The sequence below is a fragment of the Streptomyces sp. NPDC001407 genome (genome assembly GCF_042895325.1).
GTDB lineage: Bacteria > Actinomycetota > Actinomycetes > Streptomycetales > Streptomycetaceae > Streptomyces.
Map to the genome: position 1 here is coordinate 25809 of NZ_JBIAWF010000006.1, position 24862 is coordinate 50670.

Consider the following 24862-nt stretch of genomic DNA (forward strand, 5'->3'; position numbering starts at 1 on the left):
GGGCCGGGGAGAATGGGTCCGTGCGCTACGGCATCCTCGGCACCACCCAGGCCCATTCCGGCGACGGCCGTCCCACCGGCGTCGGCGGCCCCCGGCTGCGCGCGCTCCTCGCGGCGCTCGCCCTGCACCCGGGGCGCACCCGCACCGCGCAGGCGCTGATCGGCGCCGTCTGGGACGACGAACCGCCCGCCGACGCGGCCGGTGCGCTCCAGGCGCTCGTCGGACGGCTGCGGCGCGCGCTCGGCCCGGACGCGGTGGCCTCCGTGGACGGCGGCTACCGCCTGTGCGCCGAGCCCGACGACGTCGACCTGCACCGCTTCCAGCGGCTCGCCGACGAGGGGGCGGCCGCGCTCGCCGCCGGTGCCCCCGAGCGGGCCGAAGCGCTGCTCGGCGAGGCCCTCGCCCTCTGGCGCGGCCCCGTGCTCGCCGACCTGCCCGGCCGCTCGGCGATGGCGGGCCGCTACGAGGCCCGGCACCTCGACGCCCGCCGTGGGCGGCTCGCCGCGGCGGTCGCCCTCGGCCGCGCGGAGCGGGCCCTGCCGGAACTGGCCGAGCTCTGCGCCGACCACCCCCTGGACGAGCCGCTGCACGCCCTCCACCTGCGTGCCCTGCGCGCCGCGGGCCGCCCGGCGGAGGCCCTCGCGGCGTACGAGACGGTCCGTGCCGCGATAGCCGACCGCCTGGGCGCGGACCCGGGCCCGGAGCTGCGCGCCCTGCACGCGGAGCTGCTGTCGGGGGATGACTCGGTTCCGTCGGCGCCGGGCGGAGCGGCCGCGTCGCAGGACGCCGCCACGCCGGGCGGTGGCCCCGGTTCGTCCGGGGTGCCCGCGCCCGGCGCCGCTCCCGCCCCGCACGCCCCGTACGGCGCGACCCGGCACGGCAATCTCCGTGCCCGGCTCACCTCCTTCGTCGGGCGGGAAGGAGATCTGGAGCGCATACGCGGCGACCTCGGGCGGCACCGGCTGGTGACCTTGCTCGGGCCCGGCGGCGCCGGGAAGACGCGGCTGTCGCAGGAGGCCGCGGAGACGGCGGCCGACGCGGGCGGCGGCTGGCCGGACGGCGTGTGGCTCGCCGAGCTCGCGCCCGTCGACGACCCCGGCACCGTGCCCGAGGCCGTGCTCACCGCGCTCGGCGCGCGCGAGACCGTCGTGCGCGGCACCACCGCCGAGGGCGTACGGGCCGAGGCCGCCTCGCTCGACCCGCTGGACCGGCTCGCCGAGCACTGCGCGCCGCGCCGCATGCTGCTCGTGCTCGACAACTGCGAGCACGTCGTCGACGCCGCCGCCCGCCTCGCCGAGACCCTCCTCGCGCGCTGCCCCGACGTCACCGTGCTCGCCACGAGCCGCGAACCGCTCGCCGTACCGGGCGAGTTGGTGCGCCCCGTGGATCCGCTGCCCGACCCCGTCGCGCTGCGGCTGCTCGCCGACCGGGGCGCCGCCGCCAGCCCCGGCTTCCGCGTCGAGGACGACCCCGAGGCGTGCGCCGAGATCTGCCGGCGGCTGGACGGCCTGCCGCTGGCCATCGAACTGGCCGCCGCCCGGCTGCGGATGCTCACCCCCCGCGGGCTCGCCGACCGCCTCGACGACCGCTTCCGGCTGCTGACCTCGGGCAGCCGTACGGTCCTGCCGCGCCAGCAGACCCTGCGCGCGGTCGTCGACTGGTCCTGGGACCTCCTCGACGCGCCCGAACGGGCCGTTCTGCGCAGGCTGTCCGTCTTCTCCGGCGGCTGCGACCTCGGCAAGGCCGAGGAAGTGTGCGCGGGGGGAGACGTCGGGCCGTGGGACGTCGCCGCGCTGCTCGGCTCGCTGGTCGACAAGTCGCTGGTCGTCGCCGCGCCCGCCGCCGACGGCGACATGCGCTACCGCCTGCTGGAGACCGTGGGGGAGTACGCCGCCGAGCGGCTGGACGAGGCCGGGGAGCGTACGGCCGTCGAGCGCCGCCACATCGTGGCCTACCGGGAGCTCGCGCGCACCGCCGACCCGCTGCTGCGCGGGCCCGAGCAGCGCGTCTGGCTGGACCGGCTGGAGCTCGAACACGACAATCTGCGCAGCGCGTTGCGCAGATCCATCGCCGCCCGGGACGAGCAGGAGGCGCTGTGCCTGGTGCTGTCCCTGGCCTGGTTCTGGCAGCTGCGGGACCACCGCGGTGATGTCCGCGCCTGGGCGGAGGCGGCCGCGGCGCTGGGCCCGGACCCCTTCGCGGACCCCGTGGAACCAGCCCCTCCGCTGTATGTGGGCTGCACCGACGCGCCCCCGCCGATGTCGGGGGAGCTGCTGACCGAGGCCCGCCGCCAGGCGCGGATGATCGCGCTCGCCAACGCCGAGAGCAACATGCTGGTGATCGGCACGCCCGAGATGAAGCAGCGGATGCGCGGCGTGCTGGAGGCGTACGGCGACGGGCAGCCGCAGAACTGCCGGGTGCCGGGCTTCATGTGGTTCTTCGCGATCCTGCTGTCCGGCGACTTCGACGGCGTGCAGGCGGCCGTGGACTCGGGCGTGGCGCGCTGCCGCGAGCTCGGCTACGACTGGGAGCTCGCCCACGCCCTCCAGCTCCGCGCCAAGATCCTCAACGACCGCAAGGGGTGGCTGGCGCAGGGCGCGCGGGACGCCGAGGAGGCCCTGGGGATCTTCCGCCGGATCGGGGACGCCTGGGGCGTGGCCGAGGCGTTGTCCGGGCGCGGCGAGGCGTACGAGCGGCGGAGCGAGTTCGCGCTCGCCGCGGAGGCGTACCGCGAGGCCGTCGACCAGGCGGTGGAGCTCGGTGCCATGGGCGAGGTGCCCGCCATTCGGGCCCGGCTGGCCGAGGCGTTGCTGGAGACGGGGGCCATCGGCGTCGCGGAGGGGGAGGAGATGCTCCGGCAGGCGATCAGGGAGGCCGACAAGGCCAACCCGGAGGCGTCCGCCTTCGCCCGGGTCCAGCTCGCCGGCCGGATCGCCCGCGACGGCCGCACGGCCGAGGCCCGGGAGATCTTCGACGAGCTGATGGCCGACTTCACCAAGGGCATCCTCGTGGTCTTCCAGAGCCTGATGCACGGTCAGCTCGGCTGGCTCGACATCCTGGAGGGCAAGTTCGACGACGCGCTGGAGCGGCTGCGGGCCGGGCTCGCGATGACCGACGACGTGCTGGCGCAGCTCGTCCTGCCGCAACTGGCCGCGCTCCAGCTGAAGTACGCGGCGCTGGCGTACGCCGAGATGGGCGGCGCGGAACACGCCGGCACCGCGGCCCGCCTGCTGGGCGCCTCCCAGGCGCTGCGGCCCCTCGACTACTGCCCGCCGTCCATCGAGCGCGAGACCGTGGCGCGTGTGGAGACCCTGGCCCGCGCGGCGCTCGGTGGCCCGGACTACGAGCGCGCGTACGCCGAGGGCGGCGGCCTCACCATGGCGGAGGCCACCGCTCTCGTATGACGCGACGCCCCGGGCGGGCCCGGCCGTCAGGTCTTCCTGCGGAAGCGGGAGACGGCCAGCGGCGCGGTCACGGCCGTGATGGCGACGGACCAGGCGAGCACCATCCACACGGAGTGGGCCACCGGGCCGCCCCTGATGAGGTGCCGCGCGGCGTCGGCGAGGTTGGACAGCGGGTTGTACTTCGTGAAGCCCTCCAGCCAGCCCGGCATGTTCGTCGTGGGCGCGAAGATGGAGCTGCCGAACTGGAGGGGCATCAGGACGAGCATGGCGATGCCCTGGACGGCCTGCGGCGTCTTCATGGTCAGGCCCAGCAGGATGAAGACCCACATCAGGGAGGCGCCGAAGACGATCGACAGCGCCACCGCGGCCAGCAGGTGCAGGACCGAGGTGCTGACGGTCAGGCCCAGGGCGAAGCCCATGCACAGCAGGATCGTCGTCGCGATGAGCATCCGGCCGACCTCGACCACGATCTTCGCGACGAGGACCGAGGACCGGGCTATCGGCATGGTGCGGAAGCGGTCCATCACCCCCTTCTTGAAGTCGTCGTTGATGCCGGTGCCCACCGCCATGGAGATGTTCATCCCCATCATCGCCATCAGGCCGGGGACCAGGTAGTTCAGATACTCCCGCTCGTGGCCCTTGCCGCCGATGGAGCCGCCGAAGACATAGGTGAAGAGCAGGATGAAGATTACCGGCATGAGCACGGCGTCGAACATCGACTCCGGGTCCTGCTTGATCTGGAGCATGTTGCGGCGCGCGAGCGCCCCGATGTGGCGGACGTTGGCCCGGAGGCCGATCCGGCCCTCGCCGGCGGCCTTCCTCGCCGGCGCGCACGCCGTTGCCGTTGCGGTGCTCACGCGGCGACCTCCTGGAGTGCGTCTGCGCCGGCTGCGTCGTCGTCCCGCGCCGCCGGGGCGGATGCCTTCTGGCCGGTGATGGCCAGGAACACCTCGTCGAGGCTGGGCAGGTGGGTGCCGATGTCGGCGATGGCGAAGCCGCGCTCGCTCAACATGCCGATCACCGAGGTCAGTTGCTGGTCGCTCAGCAGCGGGAGGCTGACCACGCCCTCCGCCTCGTCGGCGGTCGCGCCGGTGACGCCGTCCAGCCCGGCGTGGGCCAGCGCGCCCACCATGCGGGACAGCTCACCGCGGTCGGCGGGCCGGATCACCAGGGTGCGGCCGCCGACCTTCGCCTTGAGCTCGTCGACGCGGCCGCCCGCGATCACCCGGCCGCGGTCGATGACCGTCAGCTCCTGCGCGAGCTGCTCGGCCTCCTCCATGTACTGCGTGGTGAGCAGGACGGTGGCGCCCTCGGCGACCATCCGCTGGACCTCCTCCCACACCTCGTTGCGGGTGCGGGGGTCGAGGCCGGTGGTCGGCTCGTCCAGATAGAGCACGGCCGGCTGTCCGATCATGGACGCGGCCAGGTCCAGCCGGCGGCGCATGCCGCCGGAATACTGCATGGCGGGCCGCTTGGCCGCCTCCGTGAGAGCATCGCGTCGGCGCGGCGCCGGGCGTCCTTGCGGGAGAGGTCGAGCAGCCGCCCGATCATGTAGAGGTTCTCGAAGCCGGACAGCTTCTCGTCGACCGAGGCGTACTGCCCGGTCAGCCCGATGACCCGGCGCAGCTGCCGGGGCTGGGTCAGTACGTCGTAGCCCGCGACGCGGGCGGTGCCGGCGTCGGGCCTGATGAGGGTGGACAGGGCGCGGACCAGAGTGGTCTTGCCCGCGCCGTTGGGGCCCAGCACGCCGAGGACGGTGCCCTCGCGTACGTCCAGGTCGACCCCGTCCAGGGCTTTGGTGGCACCGAAGTGCTTCACCAGGCCCCGGACTTCGACGGCGTTCCCGCCGCGGTTGTCGTTTCGCGTCATGGGTCCACGGTCGCAGCACCCACTGACAACGCGCCTACAGTCCGCCGACAGCTCGCCGATGGCTGGGGCGGGTGTTGCGCCTGCGGCGGGCTTTGTTCCCCTGCCCCGCCCCTTCCCGGCTGCGTCTGATGTGCGGCTCCGCCGCGTGGGGGGGGCACTGCCCCAGTCCCCTGGGTGCGGGTCGGTTCGCGCCTGCGGCGGGCTTGTTCCCCTACCCCGCCCCTTCCCGAAACTGGGGCTCCGCCCCAGACCCCGAGCTGCGGGCCCGTTGCCTCCCCCAGCTACCGCTGGGAGGTGCCCCCAGCGGCGGGAGCGCACTGCGTGCGCGTCCTCAATCGCCGGACGGGCTGAAAAACAAAAGCATGGCGTGCCCCGAAGCGTGATGTCACCCTCCGGTGGGCGGGGGTGGGGTCGGAGGGTGGGGTTCTGGAACGCGGTGCGACTTCAGGGCACCCAATACGTCTTACGCTGCCCGCACCGCGTTCCAGGTTCCCAGCCCGGAGGCCCCACCCCCGGCACCCACCACAAACCCAGCCCGGCCGGCGATTGAGGCCACGCCCGAAGGGCGTCCAAGCCGCACCCGACAACGGCGAACCCCACCACCCAAGCCCGGCCGGCGTTTGAGGCCGCCCGCCGCAGGCGGAAACGAACCCGCACCCAGCAGCGAATCCGCACCCCAGGAATCCGCTAGTGGAAAGAGTGCTCCTCCGCCGGGTAAACCTCCCCCACGACCTCCGCCCCGAACGCCCGCGCCGCCTCGCCCAGCGTCTCGCGCAGGTGCGCGTACTGCTTCACGAAGCGCGGCAGCCGGCCGGGCGTCATGCCCGCCATGTCCGTCCACACCAGCACCTGCGCGTCGCACTCCCGGCCCGCGCCGATGCCGACCGTCGGGATGTGCAGGGTGCGCGTGACCTCGGCGGCCAGTTCCGCCGGGACCAGCTCCAGGACGACCGAGAACGCGCCCGCGTCCTGGACGGCCTTGGCGTCGCGGAGCAGCTGCTGGGCCGCCTCCTCGCCGCGGCCCTGGACCGGATAGCCGCCGAAGGCGTTGACCGACTGGGGGGTCAGCCCGATGTGGGCCATGACCGGGATGCCGGCCTCGACCAGCAGCCGGATCTGCCCGGCGGAGCGCTCGCCGCCCTCCAGCTTGATCGCGCCGACGCCCGCCTCCTTCACCAGCCGGGTGGCGTTGCGCAGCGCCTGGACGGGGCCCTCCTGATACGACCCGAAGGGCAGGTCGGCGACGACGAGGGCGCGCTGGGTGCCGCGTACGACGGCGGCGGAGAGCACCGCGATCTCGTCCATCGTGACGGGCACGGTGGAGTCGTAGCCGAGGTGACAGTTGCCCATGGAGTCGCCGACGAGCAGGACGGGGATGCCGGACTCGTCGAAGACGGAGGCGGTCATCGCGTCGTAGGCGGTGAGCATGGGCCACTTCTCGCCGCGCGCCTTGGCGGCGGCGATGTCGCGGACGGTGATCCGCCGGGAGCTCTTCCCGCCGTACAGCGCCTTGGGGTTGGCCGGGCTGCTGTCGGGGGTGTTCGGGACATGCGTCATGACGGTGGCTCCTGTGATGTCGTCTCGAGGCGCCCTGACGGCGTCCCCGGATCACCTCCATGCTGACACGCCCCGGCCGGGCAGACCAGAGCGGTCCTTCGCAAAGACTTTCCAATACGAGACGGGTTCGTATCGAAAGAAACGTAGGCTGTGCGCATGTCGACCGATATCCCGGCCCGCAGGGTTCCCGAGGCGGTCCACCGCAGACGGTGGGCGATCCTGACGGTGCTGTTGTTCAGCCTCCTGATCGTGGTGCTCGACAACTCGATCCTCAACGTGGCGATGAAGACCATCGCCTCCCCGGCCCCCACCGGCCTGGGCGCGACGCAGAGCCAGCTCGAGTGGGCGATCAACTCCTACACCCTGGTCTTCGCCGGAATACTCTTCACCGCCGGGCTGCTCGGTGACCGGCTCGGACGCAAGAAGGTCCTGCTCTTCGGCATGGCGGTGTTCGGCTTCGGCTCGGTGCTCTCCGCCTTCGCCGGCTCCTCCGGCGAGCTGATCGCCTTCCGCGCCGTGATGGGTTTCGGCGGCGCGTTCGTGATGCCCGCGACCCTGGCCATCATCATGAACGTCTTCGAGCGCGACGAGCAGCCCAGGGCCATCGGCATCTGGGCCGGGGCCGTCGGGCTCGCCATCGCCATCGGGCCGATCACCGGCGGCCTCCTGCTCGACCACTTCTGGTGGGGCTCGGTCTTCCTGGTGAACGTCCCGATCGTGATCATCGGCGTGATCGCGATGGTGCTGCTCGTCCCCGACTCCAAGGACCCGCGGCCCGGCCGCCTCGACCCAATCGGCGTGCTGCTGTCCGTCGTCGGCCTGGTCCTCCTCGTCTACGGGATCATCAAGGGCGGCCAGCTCGCCGACTTCACCCGGCCCGAGGTCTACGGCACGGTCGGCGGCGGCCTGCTGGTCCTGATCGCCTTCGTCCTGCACGAGCGGCGCAGCGACCACCCGGCCATCGACGTGCGGTATTTCAAGAACCCCGCCTTCTCCGCCGCGGTCTCCTCCATCTCGCTGGTCTTCTTCGCGCTGATGGGCACGACCTTCTTCATCGTCTTCTACACCCAGAGCGTGCGCGGCTACACCCCGCTCCAGAGCGGCCTGCTCCTGCTGCCGCTGGCCGCCGCCCAGATGTTCTTCGCACCGCGCGCCCGGCTCGTCGTCGACAAGTTCGGCGCCAAGGCCGTGTGCACGGCGGGCATGCTGCTGGTCGCCGCCACCACGGCGGGCTTCATGCTGCTCGAGACCGACACCCCGATCTGGGTCCTGGAGGTGCTGTTCTTCCTCCAGGGCACCGCGATGGCGCACATCATGCCGCCCGCCACCGTCTCGATCATGCAGTCGCTGCCCCGCGAGAAGGCCGGTTCCGGCTCCGCCGTGAACAACACCTTCCGGCAGGTCGGCGGCGCGCTCGGGGTCGCGGTGCTCGGCTCCCTGCTCTCCACCACCTACCGCGACGGCATCTCCGGCGACCTCGACGCCGTCCCCGGCCTGTCCGACTCCGCGCGGCACGCCGCGGGCGAGTCCGTCGAGGCCACCCTGGGCGTCGCCGAGAAGCTCGGCCCGCAGGGCAAGGCGCTCGTCGCCCCGGCCCACGACGCCTTCATCCACGCCATGCACGTCACCGTGCTGGGCTCCGCGGGCGTCGCCCTGCTCGGCGCGGTCGTCGTCGCGCTCTTCCTGCCGGGCCGCGAGGCCACCGGCCAGGACGGGGCCGACACCCGGCCGGGCGCGGAGAAGGAACAGGCGGGAGCGGGCACATGACCGGGCGGGCAGCGGGCGGCATGACCACCGCGGCGACCGGGCCGGCCCCCGCCCCGGCGGCGGAGCCCGCCGAGCGGCGCGGCCGGCCGCGCAACGCCGCCGTCGACACCACCGTCGTCGAGACCGTCCTGCGCCTCCTCGAGGAAGGCGTCACCATGGGCGAGCTGTCCATGGAGCGGATCGCCCGCGAGGCGGGCGTCGGCAAGGCCACCCTCTACCGGCGCTGGGCCGGCAAGGAGGAGCTGATGCTCGACGTCCTGCGCTCCATGGACGACGCCGTCCCCGAGCTCCCCGGCACCTCGGCCCGCGACGACCTCGTCGTCCTCCTGGAACTGCTGCGCAGACGCGGCCTCGCCAAGCGCTCCTCCGCAGTCCTGCGCACGGTCATCAGCCAGGTCCAGGCCCACCCCAGGCTGTGGAAGGAGTACCACCGGACCGTCATCCTCGCCCGGCGCGCGACGGTCCGCACGGTGCTGCGCCGCGGTGTGGCCACCGGCGAGCTCCGCTCCGACCTCGACGTCCAGCTGCTCTCCGACCTCTTCGTCAGCCCGATGCTCTCGCGGGCCATGTTCGACGAGTGGGAGGACCTCCCGGAGGGGCTCGCCGAGGAGATCGTCGACGCCGTCATGGAGGGCGCGCGGCCCAGGGCGGAGGGCCCTGCCCACCGGCCTGCCGACTGACCCGCCATACGACCCGCCCACCGGCCCGCACGACCCGGCCGCTGCCCCGCGAGGACCCGCGGGGCGGCGGCCGCGCTCGAATATGCCCGTTGTGTCACAGCCCGCCCGCGCGGCCCGCCCACCGGAACCCGGCCGGGCCGGGGACACGTCCTCGATACCGACACCCCATCCGGGGTGGACGGGACCGCCCCGGCACCGGAGATCACCTATGGTCGTGCGGGGGCCGCAGCGGATGATCAGTGAGGCAGTCGATGGCGCAGGCGTACATGCAGGAGACGGGTCGAGACGGGAACGGTCCGGAGCGGGCCGGCGCCCGGGCCCGGCGCCTCATGGGCCAGTGGCGCGGCCCGGGCGTCTGGCGGCGCGGCCTCGTCGTCGCCGCCTTCGCGGTCCTCCTCGGACTGCTGATGCTGCTGCACACCCACCTCCCCAACCGGGTGGGCAACCTCGGCAGCCTCACCGAGACCTTCCTGCCGTGGCTCGGCCTCGGCATACCGGTGCTGCTCGTCCTCGCCGTGCTGCGCCGCTCCGCGACCGCGCTGATCGCCCTGCTGCTGCCGGCGATCGCCTGGGTCAACCTCTTCGGCGGACTGCTCACCGACAAGTCCGGCAAGGGCGGCAACTTCACCGTCGCCACCCACAACGTCAACGCCGAGAACCCCGACCCGACCGGTACGGCCAAGGACGTCGCCGCCTCCGGCGCGGACGTGGTGGCGCTGGAGGAGCTCAAGGCGTCGGCCGTCCCGACGTACGAGAAGGCCCTCGCGAGCAGTTACAGGTACCACTCCGTGCAGGGCACCGTCGGCATCTGGAGCAAGTACCCGCTCGAACTCGTCCAGCCCGTCGACATCCGCATGGGCTGGACCCGTGCGCTGCGCGCCACGGTCAAGACGCCGCAGGGCCCCGTCGCCGTCTACGTCGCGCACATGCCGTCGGTGCGCGTGAAGTTCAACGCGGGCTTCACCGCCGGACAGCGCGACAACAGCGCCGAGGCGCTCGGCCAGGCGATCGCCAAGGAGCCGGAGAAGAAGGTCCTCCTCCTCGGCGACCTCAACGGCACCATGAACGACCGCTCGCTCGCCCCCGTCACCTCTCAGCTGCGCTCCGCCCAGGGCGCCGCGGGCGACGGCTTCGGCTTCAGCTGGCCGGCGAGCTTCCCGATGGCGCGCATCGACCAGATCATGGTGCGCGGCATGGACCCCGTCTCCGCCTGGACCCTTCCCAAGACGGGCAGCGACCACCTGCCGGTGGCGGCGCGGATGAAGCTCTGACCGGGCCGTACACCGGGCCGTTCACCTGATCGTTCGCAAAAGGGAACGACAGCGGGAACATCCGCCTGAGAGGCTTTGTTCTTCGGGGGAACTTTCCGTGGGCGGCAGGCCCACGTCCCCCGCCGAACACACTCCCCCCTCGAAAGGCTGCTTCCCCATGCCCCTGGCGCTGCTCGCCCTCGCGGTCTCCGCCTTCGGTATCGGCACGACCGAGTTCGTGATGATGGGGCTGCTGCCCAACGTCGCCGACGACCTGGGCACGTCCGTCCCCACCGCCGGCTACCTCGTCTCCGCCTACGCGCTCGGCGTCGTCATCGGCGCCCCGCTGCTCACCGCCCTCGGCTCCCGCATCCCGCGCAAGCGCATGCTCGTGCTGCTCATGGGGCTCTTCACCATCGGGAACCTCGCCTCCGCGCTCGCCCCCTCCTTCGGGCTGCTCATCGCCGGACGCGTGCTCGCGGGGCTCCCGCACGGCGCGTTCTTCGGCGTCGGCGCGGTCGTCGCCGCCCGTCTGGTGAGCGAGGGCCGGCAGGCGCGGGCGGTCGCCACGATGTTCCTCGGCCTCACGGTCGCCAACATCGTCGGCGTCCCCACGGCCACTCTGCTCGGCCAGCACCTCGGCTGGCGCGCCACCTTCCTCGTCGTCGCGGCCATCGGGATCGTCGCCATGGCCGCGCTCGCCGCCCTCGTCCCGCACATTCCGCGCGAGCGGAGCGGCGGCCTCGGCCGGGAGCTGCGCGCCCTCGGCGACCGGCAGGTGCTGCTCGGCCTGCTCACCGCCGTCTTCGGCTTCGCCGGGGTCTTCGCCGTCTACAGCTACCTCGCCTCGATGACGACCGAGGTCACCGGCTTCGCCGAGTCCTCCGTGACCGTCGTGCTCGCCCTCTTCGGCATCGGCATGACCCTCGGCGCGCTCGTCGCGGGGCCCCTGACCGACCGGGCGCTGCGCCCCACGCTGTACGGATCGCTGGCCGCGCTCGCCGCCGTCCTGGTCCTCTTCGACTTCACCGTCCATGTGAAGTGGGCGGCGCTCGTCACCGTCGTGATCCTCGGCGCGGTCGGCTTCATGACCACCACACCGCTCCAGATGCTCGTCATGAACAAGGCGCGGCAGGCCCCCACCCTGGCCTCCGCCTCCAACCACTCGGCGTTCAACCTGGCCAACGCCGGTGGCGCCTGGCTCGGCGGGGCCGCCATCGCCGCCGGCTGGGGCTGGACCTCCCCGACCCTGGTCGGCGCCGTCCTGGCGGTCGTGGGCCTGGCCGTGGCGGTCACCGCCGGTCTGCTGGACCGCGACCGCTCCGTCCCGGCGGGCGGCTCCCGGGTCGTCGCCTCCGGCGAGCGGCCGGGCGACCGCGCTCCGGAGTCCGCCGGCGTCCCGCACTGACAGCCCTTGGCCACGGGCGGCGGTCCGCCGGTGACGCGCGGCACACTGGGGGCATGTGCCGCAGTATCAAGACCCTCAGACCGCCGGTGACGCCCGAGGTGGGCGACGAGGACATCCACGCGGCGGCTTTGCAGTACGTACGGAAGGTGTCCGGCTTCCGGGCACCCGCCGCGCACAACCAGGCGGTTTTCGAGCAGGCCGTGGACGCCGTCGCGCTGGCCACGAAGGCCCTGCTCGACGGCCTGGAGATACGGGGCGGCCCGGGCGCCGGGCGCCGCCCCGCGACGGGGTGAGCGCGGCCCCGGCCCGGCCGGCAAGCGGACGATAAGAGGGCGCGAGAAGGCGTGAGAAGGAAGGAGTGGTCTCGTCAGGCCATGACACAGCCGACGCTCACCGAAGGCCAAGTAGCAGCGATCCGCCAGTTCTGTGTGCAGGGCGGCATCCACCTGGGGGTGTCGTCCGGGGTGCCGGTCGTCATCCCGGTGCGTAGCGGATTCCCCACCTGCCCGGCGTGCGGCCGGCTGCCGTCGTCCGTGATGCTGGAACCGGGCACGCTCACGGGCGGCCGGATCACCTATGAAGGATGCGGGCACGTCTTCAAGATCCCACGGGGGGAGCAGACATGAGTGGTGACGAGCGGCAGCCGCAGCAGCCGTGTCAGCACTGTGAGGGCAAGGGGCTCATCGCCCAGCCGGACGGTTCGGTGGTGGTCTGCCCCGAGGCGAACGGTCCTGGCCACTATTGAAATCGGCGGCGACTTTGGCTGAGGCCCGCTGCTTCCGCCTGCGGCGGGCTTTTTCCCCAGCCCCGCCCCTTCCCGGCTGCGTCTGATGTGCGGCTCCGCCGCGTGGGGGGCTTCGCCCCAGACCCCGCAACACGCTTCGCGCGTTGTCCTCAAACTCCCCCAGCTACCGCTGGGAGGTGCCCCCAACGGGCTGAATTCAGCCCGTCCGGCGTTTGAGGACGCGGCCGCAGGCCGCTCCCGCCGCAGGCGGTGGACCGGCCGCAGTTCGGGGTCTGGGGCAGCGCCCCAGTTTCGGGAAGGGGCGGGGTGGGGAAAAGGCCCGCCGCAGGCGGCAATGGCGGGACAGCCGGGGGTCTGGGGCACGAGCCCCCCACGCGGCGGAGCCGCACATCAGACGCAGCCGGGAAGGGGCGGGGTAGGGGAACAAAACCCGCCGCACCCGGCAACGCACCCGCACCCAAAAGAGGTCAGAGCGCCTCGCGCCACCGGTTCGTGATCGGGAGGCGGCGGTCCTTGCCGAAGCCCTTGGCGGAGATCTTCGTGCCCGGCGGGTACTGCCGGCGCTTGTATTCCGCGGTGTCGACCAGCCGCAGCACCCGCGCGACCAGCTCCGCGTCGAAGCCCGCCGCCACGATCTCCGCCCGGCCCTGGTCCCGGTCGACGTACCGCTCCAGGATCCGGTCCAGCACCTCGTAGTCCGGCAGCGAGTCGGTGTCCACCTGGCCCGGGCGCAGCTCGGCGCTCGGCGGCTTGGTGATGGAGTTCTCCGGGATCGGCGGGGTCTCGCCGCGCTCCTGGGCCGCCCGGTTGCGCCAGGTGGCAAGCCGGAAGATCGAGGTCTTGTAGACATCCTTGATCGGCCCGTACGCGCCGACGGAGTCGCCGTAGAGCGTGGAGTAACCGCAGGCCAGCTCCGACTTGTTGCCCGGCGCGAGCACGATGTGCCCCTCCTGGTTGGAGATCGCCATCAGCATCGTGCCGCGCAGCCGCGACTGGAGGTTCTCCTCCGCGAGGCCGGTGAGCCCCAGCGCCCCCATGTACGCGTCGAACATCGGCGCGATCGGCACGGTCCGCAGGTGCAGGCCGGTGCGCCGGGCGAGCTCCTCGGCGTCGGCGAGGGAGTGCTCGGAGGAGTAGCGCGAGGGCATGGCCACGCCGTACACGTTCTCCGCGCCGAGCGCGTCGCACGCGATCGCGGCGACCAGCGCCGAGTCGATGCCGCCGGAGAGCCCGATCACGACGCTGCGGAAGCCGTTCTTGGCGACGTACGCGCGCAGGCCGATGACCAGCGCCTCGTACACCTCCTCGTCGTCGCCGAGCCGCTCGGCGACCGTGCCGGCCGCGTCCGCCTCGTACGGCGGGAGCGGGTCGGCGCTCAGCACGACGTGGTCGATGCGCAGCCCGTCGTCCACCACCCCGGACGGCGCCTCGGGCGCGGCGGCCGGCAGGTCGAGGTCGATCACCACGCAGCGCTCCTCGAACTGCGGGGCGCGCGCGAGCACTTGGCCGTCGCGGTCGACGACGATGGTGTCGCCGTCGAAGACCAGCTCGTCCTGGCCGCCGGTCATCGCGAGGTAGGCCGTCGTGCAGCCCGCCTCCTGGGCGCGCTTGCGGACGAGCTCCAGCCGCGTGTCATCCTTCTCGCGCTCGTACGGCGAGGCGTTGACCGACAGCAGCAGCCCGGCACCGGCGGAGCGGGCGGCGGGCACCCGGCCGCCCTCCTGCCACAGGTCCTCGCAGATGGCGAGCGCGACGTCGATGCCGTGCACCCGCACCACCGGCATGGTGTCGCCGGGCACGAAGTAGCGGAACTCGTCGAAGACGCCGTAGTTGGGAAGGTGGTGCTTGGCGAAGGAGAGCACCACCTCGCCCCGGTGCAGCACGGCCGCGGCGTTGCGCGGCGCCCCCGCCGGGCGGCCCAGCCGGGGCTGCGTCCGCGTGCTGCGGTCGAGGTAGCCGACCACGACCGGCAGCTCGCCCAGGCCCTCGGCGGCGAGCCGGGCGGCGAGCGAGCGCAGCGCCTCCCGGCCGGCCTCGACGAAGGAGGAGCGCAGCGCGAGGTCCTCCACGGGGTAGCCCGTCAGCGCCATCTCGGGGAAGGCGGCCAGGTGGGCGCCCTGCTCGGCGGAGTGCCGGACCCAGCGGACGATCGACTCGGCGTTCCCGGCGAGATCACCGACGCAGGAATCGATCTGATTCAGAGCGAGACGAAGTTGAGGCACGCCGCCCAGTCTAATCGTCTGTCTGACGCGATCTGGGGGAGCGGGGCCGCCGTCGTGGCGGGTGCATGTGATCTTGTGACAAGCTTCGCGGGTTGCCCGTGGCGCATGCCATGGGCATGACTACTTTGTCCGAAGTTCTTCCAAGGAGACCGCGTTGAGCACGCAGGGCTACCCTCCGGCCATGCCCCCGCAGAACCCGTACGGCGGCGCGGGCTATCCGCAGCAGGCGCCGATGGGCTACCCGGCCCCGGGCCCCGCTGCCTACGGCCTGTCGATGAAGCGCCGCAACCCCTTCGCCGCCTGGCTGGGCCTGCCGCTGATCACCCTCGGCATCTACGGCATCGTCTGGCACTACAAGGTCAACAAGGAGATGGCGCAGTTCGACAGCCGGCGGCACATCAACCCGGCCATGTCGGTGCTCGCCATCACGCTGGGCATCTTCCTGATCATTCCGCCGTACGTCTCGATCTTCAACACGGGCCGGCGCATCTCCGAGGCCCAGCGCGCCGCGGGCCTGGCGCCCTCGTGCAGCGGCGGCCTGGGCCTGCTGCTCGCCTTCCTCGGCTTCCACGCGCTCTACTACCAGTTCGAGCTGAACAAGGTCGTCGACCACTACGGTCGGATCGCGCCCGGCACCCAGGTGCCGCTGGCCGTCTGAGCCGCGCCGCACGAGGAGCCGGCGGGGCCCGCGCCGAACCGGCGTGGGCCCCGCGGCCGTTGGTCAGCGCAGGTAGCCGAGGACCGTCATCATCCCGGACTCCGCGTGGTAGACGTTGTGGCAGTGCAGCATCCACAGCCCCGGGTTGTCGGCGTCGAAGTCGACCTCGAGCCGCTGCCCCGGCCGGACGATCGCGGTGTCCTTGCGGGGCCCGCCGCCGGGCAGCGCGAAGGTGTGGCCGTGCAGGTGCATCGGGTGCCACATCGTCGTCCGGTTCACGAAGGCGAGCCGCACCCGCTCGCCCGCCGCCACCGGACAACGCCGCTCGGGCGCGTACTTCTTGTTGTTGATCGCCCAGTCGTACTTCGCCATCGAGCCCGTGAGGTCGAGCCGGATCGTGCGGTCCGGCCGGCGGCCCTGGAGCAGCACGCTCCGGTCCGCCTTCAGCCGGTCGGCCGTCAGCAGGGTGCCGTCCAGTTCGCGGGGGCGGGCGGACGCGTCGGGCGCCGCGCCCCCGCCCGTGCGCAGCACCGCCAGCGCGGCGGCCTTCTTGCCCTCGGCCAGCGCCGTCAGCGGGAACACCCCGTCCCCGGCCTCGATCAGCACGTCGTACCGCTCGCCCATGCCCAGCAGCAGCGCGTCCGTCTCCGCGTGCTCGACGGGGAAGCCGTCCGTGTGCGTCACCGTCATCCGGTGGCCGCCGAGCGCCACCCGGAAGGCCGTGTCGCCGCCCGCGTTGACGAAACGGACGCGGACGCGGTCGCCGGGCTTCGCGGTGAAGGTCTCCGGGGCGTCGGGCGTCCGCCCGTTGACGAGGTAGTGGGGGTAGGCGACATCGCCCGCGTCCCCGCCGAGGAGCGGGCTGGTCGCGCCCATCATCATCCGCGGCGGCCCGGCCGGGGCGGGGGAGGACTGCCCGGCACCCATCGTCATGCCGGGCATCTGCCCCATGCCGTGCCCGCCGTGCCCGCCGTGGTCCATGCCGCCCATGCCCCGGCCCAGTTCGGCCAGCACCCCGTCGGGCGTGCTGCCGTCCACGCCGTCGACCCAGTCGTCCAGCACGACCACCCACTCCTTGTCGTAGGAGAGCGGCTCCTTGGGGTCCTCCACGATCAGCGGGGCGTAGAGCCCCCGGTCCTGCTGGACGCCCGAGTGCGGGTGGACCCAGTAGGTGCCGGGGTGCGTGACGGTGAAGCGGTAGTCGTACGCGGCCCCCGGGCGGACCGCGCGCTGGGTGAGGCCGGGGACGCCGTCCATGTCGTTGCGGAGCGCGAGCCCGTGCCAGTGCAGGGAGGTGGCCTCGGGCAGGTGGTTGGCGAGGGTCAGCGCGAGCGTGTCGCCCGCGGTGACCCGGATCTCCTGACCGGGCAGCCGGTCGCCGTACGCCCAGGAGTCGACCGTACGGCCGCCCAGGTCGAGGCGGGTGCGGGTGGCCGTCAGCTGCACCTCGCGTACGGGGCCGGCGCCACGCTTCGCCTCGGCGGCGGCGACCTCCTTGCCGTCCGGGGAGAGGTAGTCGGCGGAGGGGGTCGCGGCGGACGAGCCGCTGTCGGAGCTCCCGGAACAGGCGGCGAGCAGTCCGCTTCCGGCAGCGGCGAGTCCCGCGCCGAGCACGGCGCGGCGGGTGGTGGAAGGCATGAAGAAAGGCACCTCGTGGTGTCGGGTCCTGTGTGCAGGGGCAGCGGTGCGTGCCCGCCGCGCACGCGAGCGCGGCGGCACCCGCTGCTACACGCGCAGGACCGACAGCCGGGCGAGGGCCTTGTGCCGAGGTGGTGGTGGGATGGGCCGGAGGGTGAGGAGCAGCCGCGCGCGGACGGCGGCCGGGACCGCGGCGGTGCGGCGCAGCGCGGCCGCGCCGAGGAGAAGGGCGAGCGCGAGGAGGGCGGAGCCGAGCACGGCGAGGCAGACGGACATGGGGTCCATGCCGTGGTGCTCGCCGTGGACGGAGGCGGCCTGCGGGGGAGCGGCGTGGTGGCCTTCCGCCGCCATGGTGTGCGTCTGCGAGGTGGCGGCGCGATGGCCGTCCGCCGCCATGGTGTGCGAGGCGGCGGCCCGGCCGCCGTGCTCCGCCGGGTGCCCCAGGGTGTGCATGGTCACGACGCCCAGCAGCAGCGCGCCGAACAGCAGCAGCCGGCCGCACCAGGCGGCGGCGCTCCGCTGTCCTGCCCTCACCTGTCCCCCGAACTCCTTCACGTACCTCCGCCGCACCTTACCCCCTCGGGGTATGCCTTCTCCAGGTGTCGCAGATGGGATCATTGGGACGCACATGACCGACGCCCCGCCGAAGGACGCTCCACCTCACATGACCAGCACGGACCAGGTGAGGGACGACCGTCCCCTCGCCACGGGCGCCATCACCCCGGGCGCCGCCCAGCCGCAGTTCATCTCGTGGGTGACCCTCGCGATGATGACCACGGCATCGGTCGCCAACCTGCGGCCCTCGCCGTCCATGGCGATCTACGGCCTCGCCGCCGTCTTCCTCTACGTCGTACCCGCCGTGGTCTTCCTGCTGCCGACCGCGCTGGTCTCCGCCGAGCTCGCCTCCGGCTGGACCGGCGGCGTCTACCGCTGGGTGAGCGAGGGGCTCTCCAAGCCGCTCGGCTTCCTGGCCGTCTGGTGCCAGTTCGCGATGACCATCGCCTACTACCCGAGCCTGCTGGCCTATGTGGCGAGCACGTTCGCGTACGTCATCGACCCCCGGCTCGCCGGCAACGGCCTCTACGTCGCCCTGGTCATCGTGGTCGTCTACTGGTCGGGCGTGCTGATCTCCTCGCGCGGCACGAAGGCGGTCGCCGGGCTGGCCGGCGCGGGCCTGGTGATCGGGACGCTGATCCCGGGCGTGGTCCTCGTCGTGCTCGGACTGGTCTTCCTCGGCCAGGGCAACGCCTCCGCCGCCCCCATGGACAGCGGCCACTTCCTGCCGCCGTGGACCGGGCTCGCCAGCCTCGTCCTGATCGTGGGCAACTTCCTGTCCTACGCGGGCATGGAGATGAACGGCGTGCACGTCGCCTCGCTGCGCGAGCCCGGCAAGCAGTTCCCGCGCTCGGTCTTCGCCGCCACCGGACTCGTTCTGCTGATCTTCATCCTCCCGGCGCTCGCGATCAGCTGGGTGATGCCGGGCGAGGACCTCAGCCTGACCGCGGGCGTGATGCAGGCGTTCCAGGGCTTCTTCGACCACTTCCACGTGGGCTGGCTGACCAAGGTCGTCGGGGTGATGCTCGTGGTGGCCGCGCTCGGCGGCATGCTCGCCTGGCTGGCGGGTCCCTCCAAGGGCCTGCTGATGGTCGCCCGGCAGGAGGGCTATCTGCCGCCGGTCCTTCAGAAGCTCAACAAGCACGGCGTGCAGCGGAACATCATGGTCGCGCAGGGCGTGCTCACTACCCTCATCGCGCTGCTCTACGCCTTCATCCCCGATGTCTCCAGCGCCTACTGGATCTTCTCGGTGATCACCACCCAGATCTATCTGGTCGTCTATCTGCTGATGTTCGCCGCCGTCGTCCGGCTGCGCACCACCCAGCCGGACCGGCCGCGCGGCTTCCGCGTCCCGGCCGTGCGGCTGGTCGCGGGCGTCGGTTTCGCGGCGTCGCTCGCGGCCATGTGCATCGGCTTCGTCCCGCCGGACCAGTTCGGCGGCGGCCCGCTGTGGCGCTACATCCTCACCGTGGGCGGCGGCCTGCTGGTCATCGGCTTCCTCGCCCCGCTCGCCCTGCTGAAGTTCCGCAAGCCGCACTGGGTGGCTCCCGAGCACCGTGAGCCGGTGGCCGGGGAGTGACTGTCCCGCTGCCACGGGAACCCCCGCGAGGGGCCCCGTGGCGCGGGCCGCCTCCGCGCGCCGGTACGGTCGTCTCCCGCGCTCCGCGCGGTGTGGACGGACGGGTCACAAGGGGGACAGTGTGGACGGTATGGAGCGGCCACCAGGGCACATGCTGAGGGTCGGCGGGGTGCCGCTGCACGTCGTGTGCGAGGGCTCGGGGCCCGTGTGCGTGCTGAGCGCGGGGCTCGGCATGGGCTGGTTCGACTGGGACCCCGTCGTACCGCTGCTCACCGGGCACCGCACCGTCGTCCGCTTCGACCGGCCCGGCCTCGGCTTCAGCGCGCCGCCCCTCGAACCGCCCACCGCCGCCGGGGAGGCCGCGCGGATAGCGGGCGTCCTCGACGCCCTGGGGCTCGGCGGGCCGGCCACGGTCGTGGGCCACTCGCTCGCCGGCTTCCACGCGGAGGCGTTCGCCCGGCTCCACCCGCGGCGTACGGCCGGGATCGTGCTGGTCGACAGCAGCGTGGAGGAGGAGCGCGGGGCCGCGCCCGCCCGTGAGCTGCGCACGACCGCCGCGCACGCCCGGGGCCTGGTCCTCGCCGCGGCGGGGCTGCCCCGCGCGCTCGGCCCCTCCCTGCGCAAGCTCACCGTCCGGGCCGCCTCCGTCACCCGCCAGGACCCGGCCCCCGCCGAGCTGGTGCGCCGCACCTACGGAACCGGCCGCGTGCTGCGCGCCCTGCTGATGGAGAACGCCCGCTACCGCGACGTCGCCGCCGAGCTCCACGAGCTGCGCGACCGCCACCCGCTGCCGCCCGTGCCGGTGACCGTGCTCGCGGCCTCCCCGGGCACCGGATCCGCCGTGGAGCGCCGCTGGCTGGAGCGCCAGCGTGCCCTCGCGGCCCGTCTCGACGGCCGTTTCGAGGCGGTGGCACCGGCGGGCCATCTGCTGATGTACGACCGGCCGCAGTCGATCGCGGCGGCGGTGCTGGCCATGCCGATGATGCCCGACGGCACCTGAGGGACAGGGGGTGCGGCTCCTTTATGGACGCCGCACCCGAGGTCTCCTTTCAACCACTGGCGAAATGGGGTCCGTTGGCTGGCCGGTATTCATGGCCGATGTTCGCCCGTGTCCGACGCGGCCGTATTGACTCGATGGTCACCGCTCGATTCTCCTTGTACCGCTGCGGAGTTCGTGGATTTCGGGTGGTCATGCATCTGATCAAGAACGGCGGATTCGTCGAGTGAATTCTCGGGTGATGGTGCGAGGAGTGGAATACCGCATTCCCTGGCCGAATCCGGGGTGTCGTCCCCCGGAACTCCGCCGCCCGCGCGTGTCTTCGCCGTAACCGGTGCCGCGAGAGCGCGGCGGCTTCTCCTTTTGCGTCCCGCTTCCCTGAGGCGTGCCCGGAATTCGCCTGTGCAGCAGCCCACTTCACTCTGACAGGAGACCGTGATGGCCACGAACGACAGCAAGTCCACCCTGGCCTCGTCACCCTATCCGGACGGAACGATCGTCACCGTGGCCGGCACCGGCGTGGCGGGATTCGTCGCCGACGGCGGTCCGGCCGTGGGCACCAGCCTCTACTACCCGCGCGGGCTGGCGTACGACACGGGGGGAAATCTCTACATCGCCGACGAGCACAACCACCGCATCCGCAAGGTGGCCCCCAACGGCATCATCACGACCGTCGCGGGCACCGGCACCGCGGGGTTCATCGCCGACGGCGGCCCGGCCGTGGCCACCCGGCTCAACACCCCCTGCGACGTGACGCTGGACGCGGCGGGGAACCTCTACATCGCCGACACGTCCAATCACCGGGTGCGGAAGGTGTTCCCGAACGGGAACATCACCACGGTCGCGGGCACCGGTACCGCCGGGTTCATCTCGGACGGCGGCCCGGCCGTGGCCACCCGGCTCAACACCCCGACCGGCGTGGCCGTGGACGCCGCCGGGAACCTCTACATCGCCGATCAGGGCAACCACCGGGTGCGGAAGGTGGACCAGAACGGGACGATCTGGACCGTGGCGGGCAACGGCCAGGCCGGTTACGTCTCGGACGGCGGCCCGGCCGTCGCGACCAAGCTGTACAGCCCGCATCAGGTCGTGGTGGACCCCGCCGGGAACCTCTACATCGCCGACTGGAACAACCACCGGGTGCGGAAGGTCGACGCCAACGGCATCATCACCACGGTGGCGGGCAACGGCGTCGCCGGCTACATCTCGGACGGCGGCCCGGCCGTCGCCACCCGGCTCCACTACCCCGGCGCCCTGGTGCTGGACGCCGCCGGCAGCCTGTACATCGCCGAATACGGCAACCACCGGGTGCGGAAGGTCGACGCGAACGGCATCATCACGACCGTCGCGGGCAACGGCGTCGCCGGATACGGCACCGACGGCGGCCCGGCCGTCGGCACCCAGCTCTACTACCCCCTCGGCCTGGCCCTGGCCCCCGACGGCGGCCTGTACATCGGCGACCGGCACAACCACCGCGTCCGCAAGGTCTACGGCGCCGCCGCCGTCGTACCGCCCACGCCCCCGCAGGCCGACCTCTACGGCGAGGTCGTCCACCCCGCCTCCGTGCCGCGCGGCCAGGAGTTCGACCTCGGCGCCCGGATCCGCAACCGGGGCCCGGCGACCGTCGACGGCGGGGACGTCACCGTCGTCCTCACCCTGGCGGAGGGCCTGCTCGGCGGGCCCGGCACCAGCGGCCGCCGCCTCACCCGCACCTTCACGGGCGCGCAGCTCTTCCCCAACGCCGGTTCGCTGGACGGGGTGTTCCGGGTGACCGCCCCGGGCGGCCTGATCCCGGGCACGTACGAGTCGACGCTGGAGATCCAGTACGGCGGCGAGCTCAACCTCAAGGACAACACCTACACGCTGCCGGTCTCCATCGTGGTGCCCGCGCCGGTCGGGGACGAGACCGCGCTGACGATCTATCAGGAGACCGTCCCGGAGGCCGCGCCGGGCCAGAGCGCGCGCGTCGACCTGCGCTTCCTGTCGCCGACCAGCCGACCCGTCAACCCCGGGGTCGTCATCCAGCGGTACACCGCCCCGACGGACTTCGTCTTCACCGGCAGGCCGGTCTACGCCTACCACACCGCCTCCCACGGGGTGATCTCCGGCGACCTCGACTTCCAGATCCACGACGGCGGGCGCACGCTGATCATCGTGGCCAACCCGCACCTGAACACCACCCCCACCGACACCGGCTCCCTCGTCTACTCCATCCCGCTCCTCGCCCTGCCCGGCTCCGCCCCGGGCCTGCGGACCGACGGCTCCGCGACCATCGGCAAGCGGCAGCCGGTGCAGATCGCGGCCAAGGTCACCCGCTCCTCGGCCGAGAGCGCCCGGGTGGAGCAGCTCCAGCGGGACCGGGCCAAGGTCCGGCGCGGGCAGCAGTGGGTGTACCCGGCGGTCTTCAAGGTGACGAACACCGGGCAGAGCCGGATCGGCACCCAGCAGATCGTCCTCACCGCCCCGGAGGGCCTGCGGTTCACGGAGAACCGGCTGGTCATGACCCGGCAGGACGACGCACCCAGGGAGACCGTCAACGTCGCCGAGCGGTCGGCCGACAACCGCACCCTGACCGTCCGGGCCTCCGCCCTGGAGCTGGACCCGGGCAAGACGGCGACGCTGTACCCGGAGCTGGAGGTCGACCCGGCGGCCCCGCTCGGCGAGGCCCCGGTGGGCTTCCAGCTGGGCAGCCCGGCCTTCGCCTCCGGAACGGCCACCGTCACCGTCGAGGCGTAGCGCCCGGAACCCGTGCCGACAGGGGGTGCCGCCCGGTCCACAGCGGACCGGGCGGCACCCCGCGGCGTTCCCCCGGACCGCCCCGGCCGTTACACGGACGAGGACCAGCAGGCAGTATGGGGAGTGCGGCACCCCGCACAGGCCGATGCGTCCGGAAGCGTGTACGCAACGCATTCGAAATCGTGTGGTGGGATGCTCATGTGCCCCCGATGTGCCCCGCGGCTTGGGAAGGGGCGGCCTGACCGAGGATAGGTGGATTATGGATAAGCAGCAGGAGTTCGTGCTCCGCACGCTCGAAGAGCGCGACATCCGGTTCGTACGGCTGTGGTTCACCGACGTGCTGGGCTATCTGAAGTCCGTGGCCGTCGCCCCGGCGGAGCTGGAGCAGGCCTTCGACGAGGGCATCGGCTTCGACGGCTCGGCGATCGAAGGATTCGCTCGTGTGTACGAGTCGGACATGATCGCCAAGCCCGACCCCGGCACCTTCCAGATCCTCCCCTGGCGCGCCGAGGCACCCGGCACGGCCCGGATGTTCTGCGACATCCTGATGCCCGACGGCTCCCCGTCCTACGCCGACCCGCGCTATGTCCTCAAGCGCATCCTCGCCAAGACCTCCGACCTCGGCTTCACCTTCTACACCCACCCCGAGATCGAGTTCTTCCTGCTCAAGGACAAGCCGGTCGACGGCTCCCGCCCGGTGCCCGCCGACAACTCCGGCTATTTCGACCACACCCCGCAGAACGTGGGCATGGACTTCCGCCGCCAGGCCATCACCATGCTCGAATCCATGGGCATCTCGGTCGAGTTCAGCCACCACGAGGGCGCGCCCGGCCAGCAGGAGATCGACCTGCGCTACGCCGACGCGCTCTCCACCGCCGACAACGTCATGACCTTCCGCCTCGTGATGAAGCAGGTGGCGCTGGAGCAGGGCGTGCAGGCCACCTTCATGCCCAAGCCGTTCTCGGAGTACCCCGGCTCCGGGATGCACACCCACCTCTCCCTCTTCGAGGGCGACCGCAACGCCTTCTACGAGTCGGGCGCGGAGTACCAGCTCTCCAAGGTCGGCCGCTCCTTCATCGCCGGACTGCTCCGGCACGCCGCCGAGACCTCCGCCGTCACCAATCAGTGGGTCAACTCCTACAAGCGGATCTGGGGCGGCTCCAAGCGCACCGCGGGCGCCGGCGGCGAGGCCCCCTCGTACATCTGCTGGGGCCACAACAACCGCTCCGCGCTCATCCGCGTGCCCATGTACAAGCCCGGCAAGACCGGCTCCACCCGCGTCGAGGTCCGCTCCATCGACTCCGGCGCCAACCCCTACCTCACCTACGCCGTCCTGCTGGCCGCCGGCCTCAAGGGCATCGAGGAGGGCTACGAACTGCCCGCCGGCGCCGACGACGACGTCTGGGCGCTGTCCGACGCGGAGCGCCGGGCCATGGGCATCGAGCCGCTGCCGCAGAACCTCGGCGAGGCCATCGAGCTGATGGAGCGCAGCGAACTGGTCGCCGAGACGCTCGGTGAGCACGTCTTCGACTTCTTCCTGCGCAACAAGAAGCAGGAGTGGGAGGAGTACCGTTCGGAAGTGACCGCGTTCGAACTGCGCAAGATGCTTCCGGTTTTGTAGCCGTTGTCCGGGGTTCCCGCCGTCGTCGGCTCTCCCGCCGTCGCCGCCTGCGGCGGGAGCGGTCTGCGGCCGCGTCCTCAATCTCCCCCAGCTACCGCTGGGGAGGTGCCCCCAGGGGCTGGAATCGGGCACCGACCGGCGTTCGGCGGCCGGAACCGAACACGCGCGGAGAGGAA

General features: G+C 72.5%; 18 protein-coding genes and 1 pseudogene. 13 read left to right on the plus strand and 6 right to left on the minus strand.

The annotated features are described in order from the left end of the window. The first annotated feature begins 20 nt into the window (after positions 1-20). Complete coding sequence (locus ACFY1P_RS11135; protein ID WP_390750489.1) at positions 21-3404, plus strand: BTAD domain-containing putative transcriptional regulator; 3384 nt, start codon at positions 21-23, stop codon at positions 3402-3404. A gap of 26 nt (positions 3405-3430) precedes the next feature. Here ACFY1P_RS11135 and ACFY1P_RS11140 read toward each other — a convergent pair whose 3' ends face one another. The 3 genes and pseudogenes from ACFY1P_RS11140 to panB form a co-directional block, all read right to left on the minus strand. Further along, entirely contained in the window at positions 3431-4261 is an 831-nt protein-coding gene (locus tag ACFY1P_RS11140; RefSeq protein ID WP_390750490.1) for an ABC transporter permease, read from the minus strand. After that, positions 4258-5273, minus strand: a pseudogene (locus tag ACFY1P_RS11145) (ATP-binding cassette domain-containing protein). The gene ACFY1P_RS11140 and the pseudogene ACFY1P_RS11145 overlap by 4 nt, the downstream one beginning before the upstream one ends. 687 nt (positions 5274-5960) lie before the next feature. After that, positions 5961-6830 (minus strand): 3-methyl-2-oxobutanoate hydroxymethyltransferase, encoded by an 870-nt coding sequence (gene panB, locus ACFY1P_RS11150; RefSeq protein ID WP_390750491.1) that lies wholly within the window; start codon positions 6828-6830, stop codon positions 5961-5963. Positions 6831-6986: 156 nt separating this feature from the next. Between panB and ACFY1P_RS11155 the strand changes: the two genes are divergently transcribed. From ACFY1P_RS11155 to ACFY1P_RS11185, 7 genes are all read left to right on the plus strand, one after another. Next, positions 6987-8597 (plus strand): MFS transporter, encoded by a 1611-nt coding sequence (locus ACFY1P_RS11155; RefSeq protein WP_390750492.1) that lies wholly within the window; start codon positions 6987-6989, stop codon positions 8595-8597. Further along, a complete protein-coding gene (locus ACFY1P_RS11160; RefSeq protein ID WP_390750493.1) occupies positions 8594-9277 on the plus strand; it encodes a TetR/AcrR family transcriptional regulator in 684 nt (227 codons plus the stop codon). Before ACFY1P_RS11155 ends, ACFY1P_RS11160 begins: the two co-directional genes overlap by 4 nt. Before the next feature lie 329 nt (positions 9278-9606). After that, positions 9607-10548, plus strand: a complete 942-nt coding sequence (locus ACFY1P_RS11165; RefSeq protein ID WP_390750575.1) for an endonuclease/exonuclease/phosphatase family protein — start codon at positions 9607-9609, stop codon at positions 10546-10548. 157 nt (positions 10549-10705) lie between these two features. Next, the gene (locus ACFY1P_RS11170; RefSeq protein ID WP_361535251.1) at positions 10706-11935 is read left to right on the plus strand and encodes an MFS transporter; all 1230 of its coding nucleotides are present in this window, start codon (positions 10706-10708) and stop codon (positions 11933-11935) included. Positions 11936-11988: 53 nt separating this feature from the next. Continuing rightward, on the plus strand, positions 11989-12228 hold the full coding sequence (locus tag ACFY1P_RS11175; protein ID WP_390750494.1) for a DUF2277 domain-containing protein: 240 nt from the start codon (positions 11989-11991) through the stop codon (positions 12226-12228). Between the two features lie 81 nt (positions 12229-12309). Next, on the plus strand, positions 12310-12561 hold the full coding sequence (locus tag ACFY1P_RS11180; protein ID WP_361535245.1) for a hypothetical protein: 252 nt from the start codon (positions 12310-12312) through the stop codon (positions 12559-12561). After that, positions 12558-12680: a hypothetical protein gene (locus ACFY1P_RS11185; protein ID WP_361535242.1), complete on the plus strand. Its 123-nt coding sequence runs from the start codon at positions 12558-12560 to the stop codon at positions 12678-12680. The genes ACFY1P_RS11180 and ACFY1P_RS11185 overlap by 4 nt, the downstream gene beginning before the upstream one ends. A gap of 467 nt (positions 12681-13147) precedes the next feature. Here the strand turns inward: ACFY1P_RS11185 and ACFY1P_RS11190 are convergent, their stop codons facing one another. Continuing rightward, positions 13148-14902 carry an NAD+ synthase gene (locus tag ACFY1P_RS11190; protein WP_390750495.1) on the minus strand — a complete coding sequence of 585 codons (1755 nt, stop codon included), beginning with the start codon at positions 14900-14902 and terminating at the stop codon, positions 13148-13150. A gap of 181 nt (positions 14903-15083) precedes the next feature. Between ACFY1P_RS11190 and ACFY1P_RS11195 the strand changes: the two genes are divergently transcribed. Next, a complete protein-coding gene (locus ACFY1P_RS11195) occupies positions 15084-15560 on the plus strand; it encodes a DUF4234 domain-containing protein (RefSeq protein WP_361521556.1) in 477 nt (158 codons plus the stop codon). Between the two features lie 63 nt (positions 15561-15623). On the opposite strand, the gene ACFY1P_RS11200 is transcribed toward ACFY1P_RS11195, so the two are convergent. Together ACFY1P_RS11200 and ACFY1P_RS11205 are read right to left on the minus strand one after the other, a co-directional pair. Continuing rightward, positions 15624-17198, minus strand: coding sequence for a multicopper oxidase family protein (locus tag ACFY1P_RS11200; RefSeq protein ID WP_390750496.1), 1575 nt, complete (start codon positions 17196-17198; stop codon positions 15624-15626). A gap of 87 nt (positions 17199-17285) precedes the next feature. Further along, a complete protein-coding gene (locus ACFY1P_RS11205) occupies positions 17286-17732 on the minus strand; it encodes a DUF6153 family protein (RefSeq protein ID WP_390750497.1) in 447 nt (148 codons plus the stop codon). A gap of 130 nt (positions 17733-17862) precedes the next feature. Here ACFY1P_RS11205 and ACFY1P_RS11210 point away from each other — a divergent pair, with 130 nt between their 5' ends. The 4 genes from ACFY1P_RS11210 (at position 17863) to glnA (ending at position 24686) form a co-directional block, all read left to right on the plus strand. Next, a complete protein-coding gene (locus tag ACFY1P_RS11210; RefSeq protein WP_390750498.1) occupies positions 17863-19332 on the plus strand; it encodes an APC family permease in 1470 nt (489 codons plus the stop codon). Between the two features lie 130 nt (positions 19333-19462). After that, a complete protein-coding gene (locus ACFY1P_RS11215; RefSeq protein ID WP_361521567.1) occupies positions 19463-20332 on the plus strand; it encodes an alpha/beta hydrolase in 870 nt (289 codons plus the stop codon). A 435-nt stretch (positions 20333-20767) separates the two neighbouring features. Next, on the plus strand, positions 20768-23065 hold the full coding sequence (locus ACFY1P_RS11220; protein WP_361521570.1) for an NHL repeat-containing protein: 2298 nt from the start codon (positions 20768-20770) through the stop codon (positions 23063-23065). Positions 23066-23324: 259 nt separating this feature from the next. Continuing rightward, positions 23325-24686, plus strand: coding sequence for a type I glutamate--ammonia ligase (gene glnA / locus ACFY1P_RS11225; protein WP_361521573.1), 1362 nt, complete (start codon positions 23325-23327; stop codon positions 24684-24686). Positions 24687-24862: the final 176 nt, after the last annotated feature.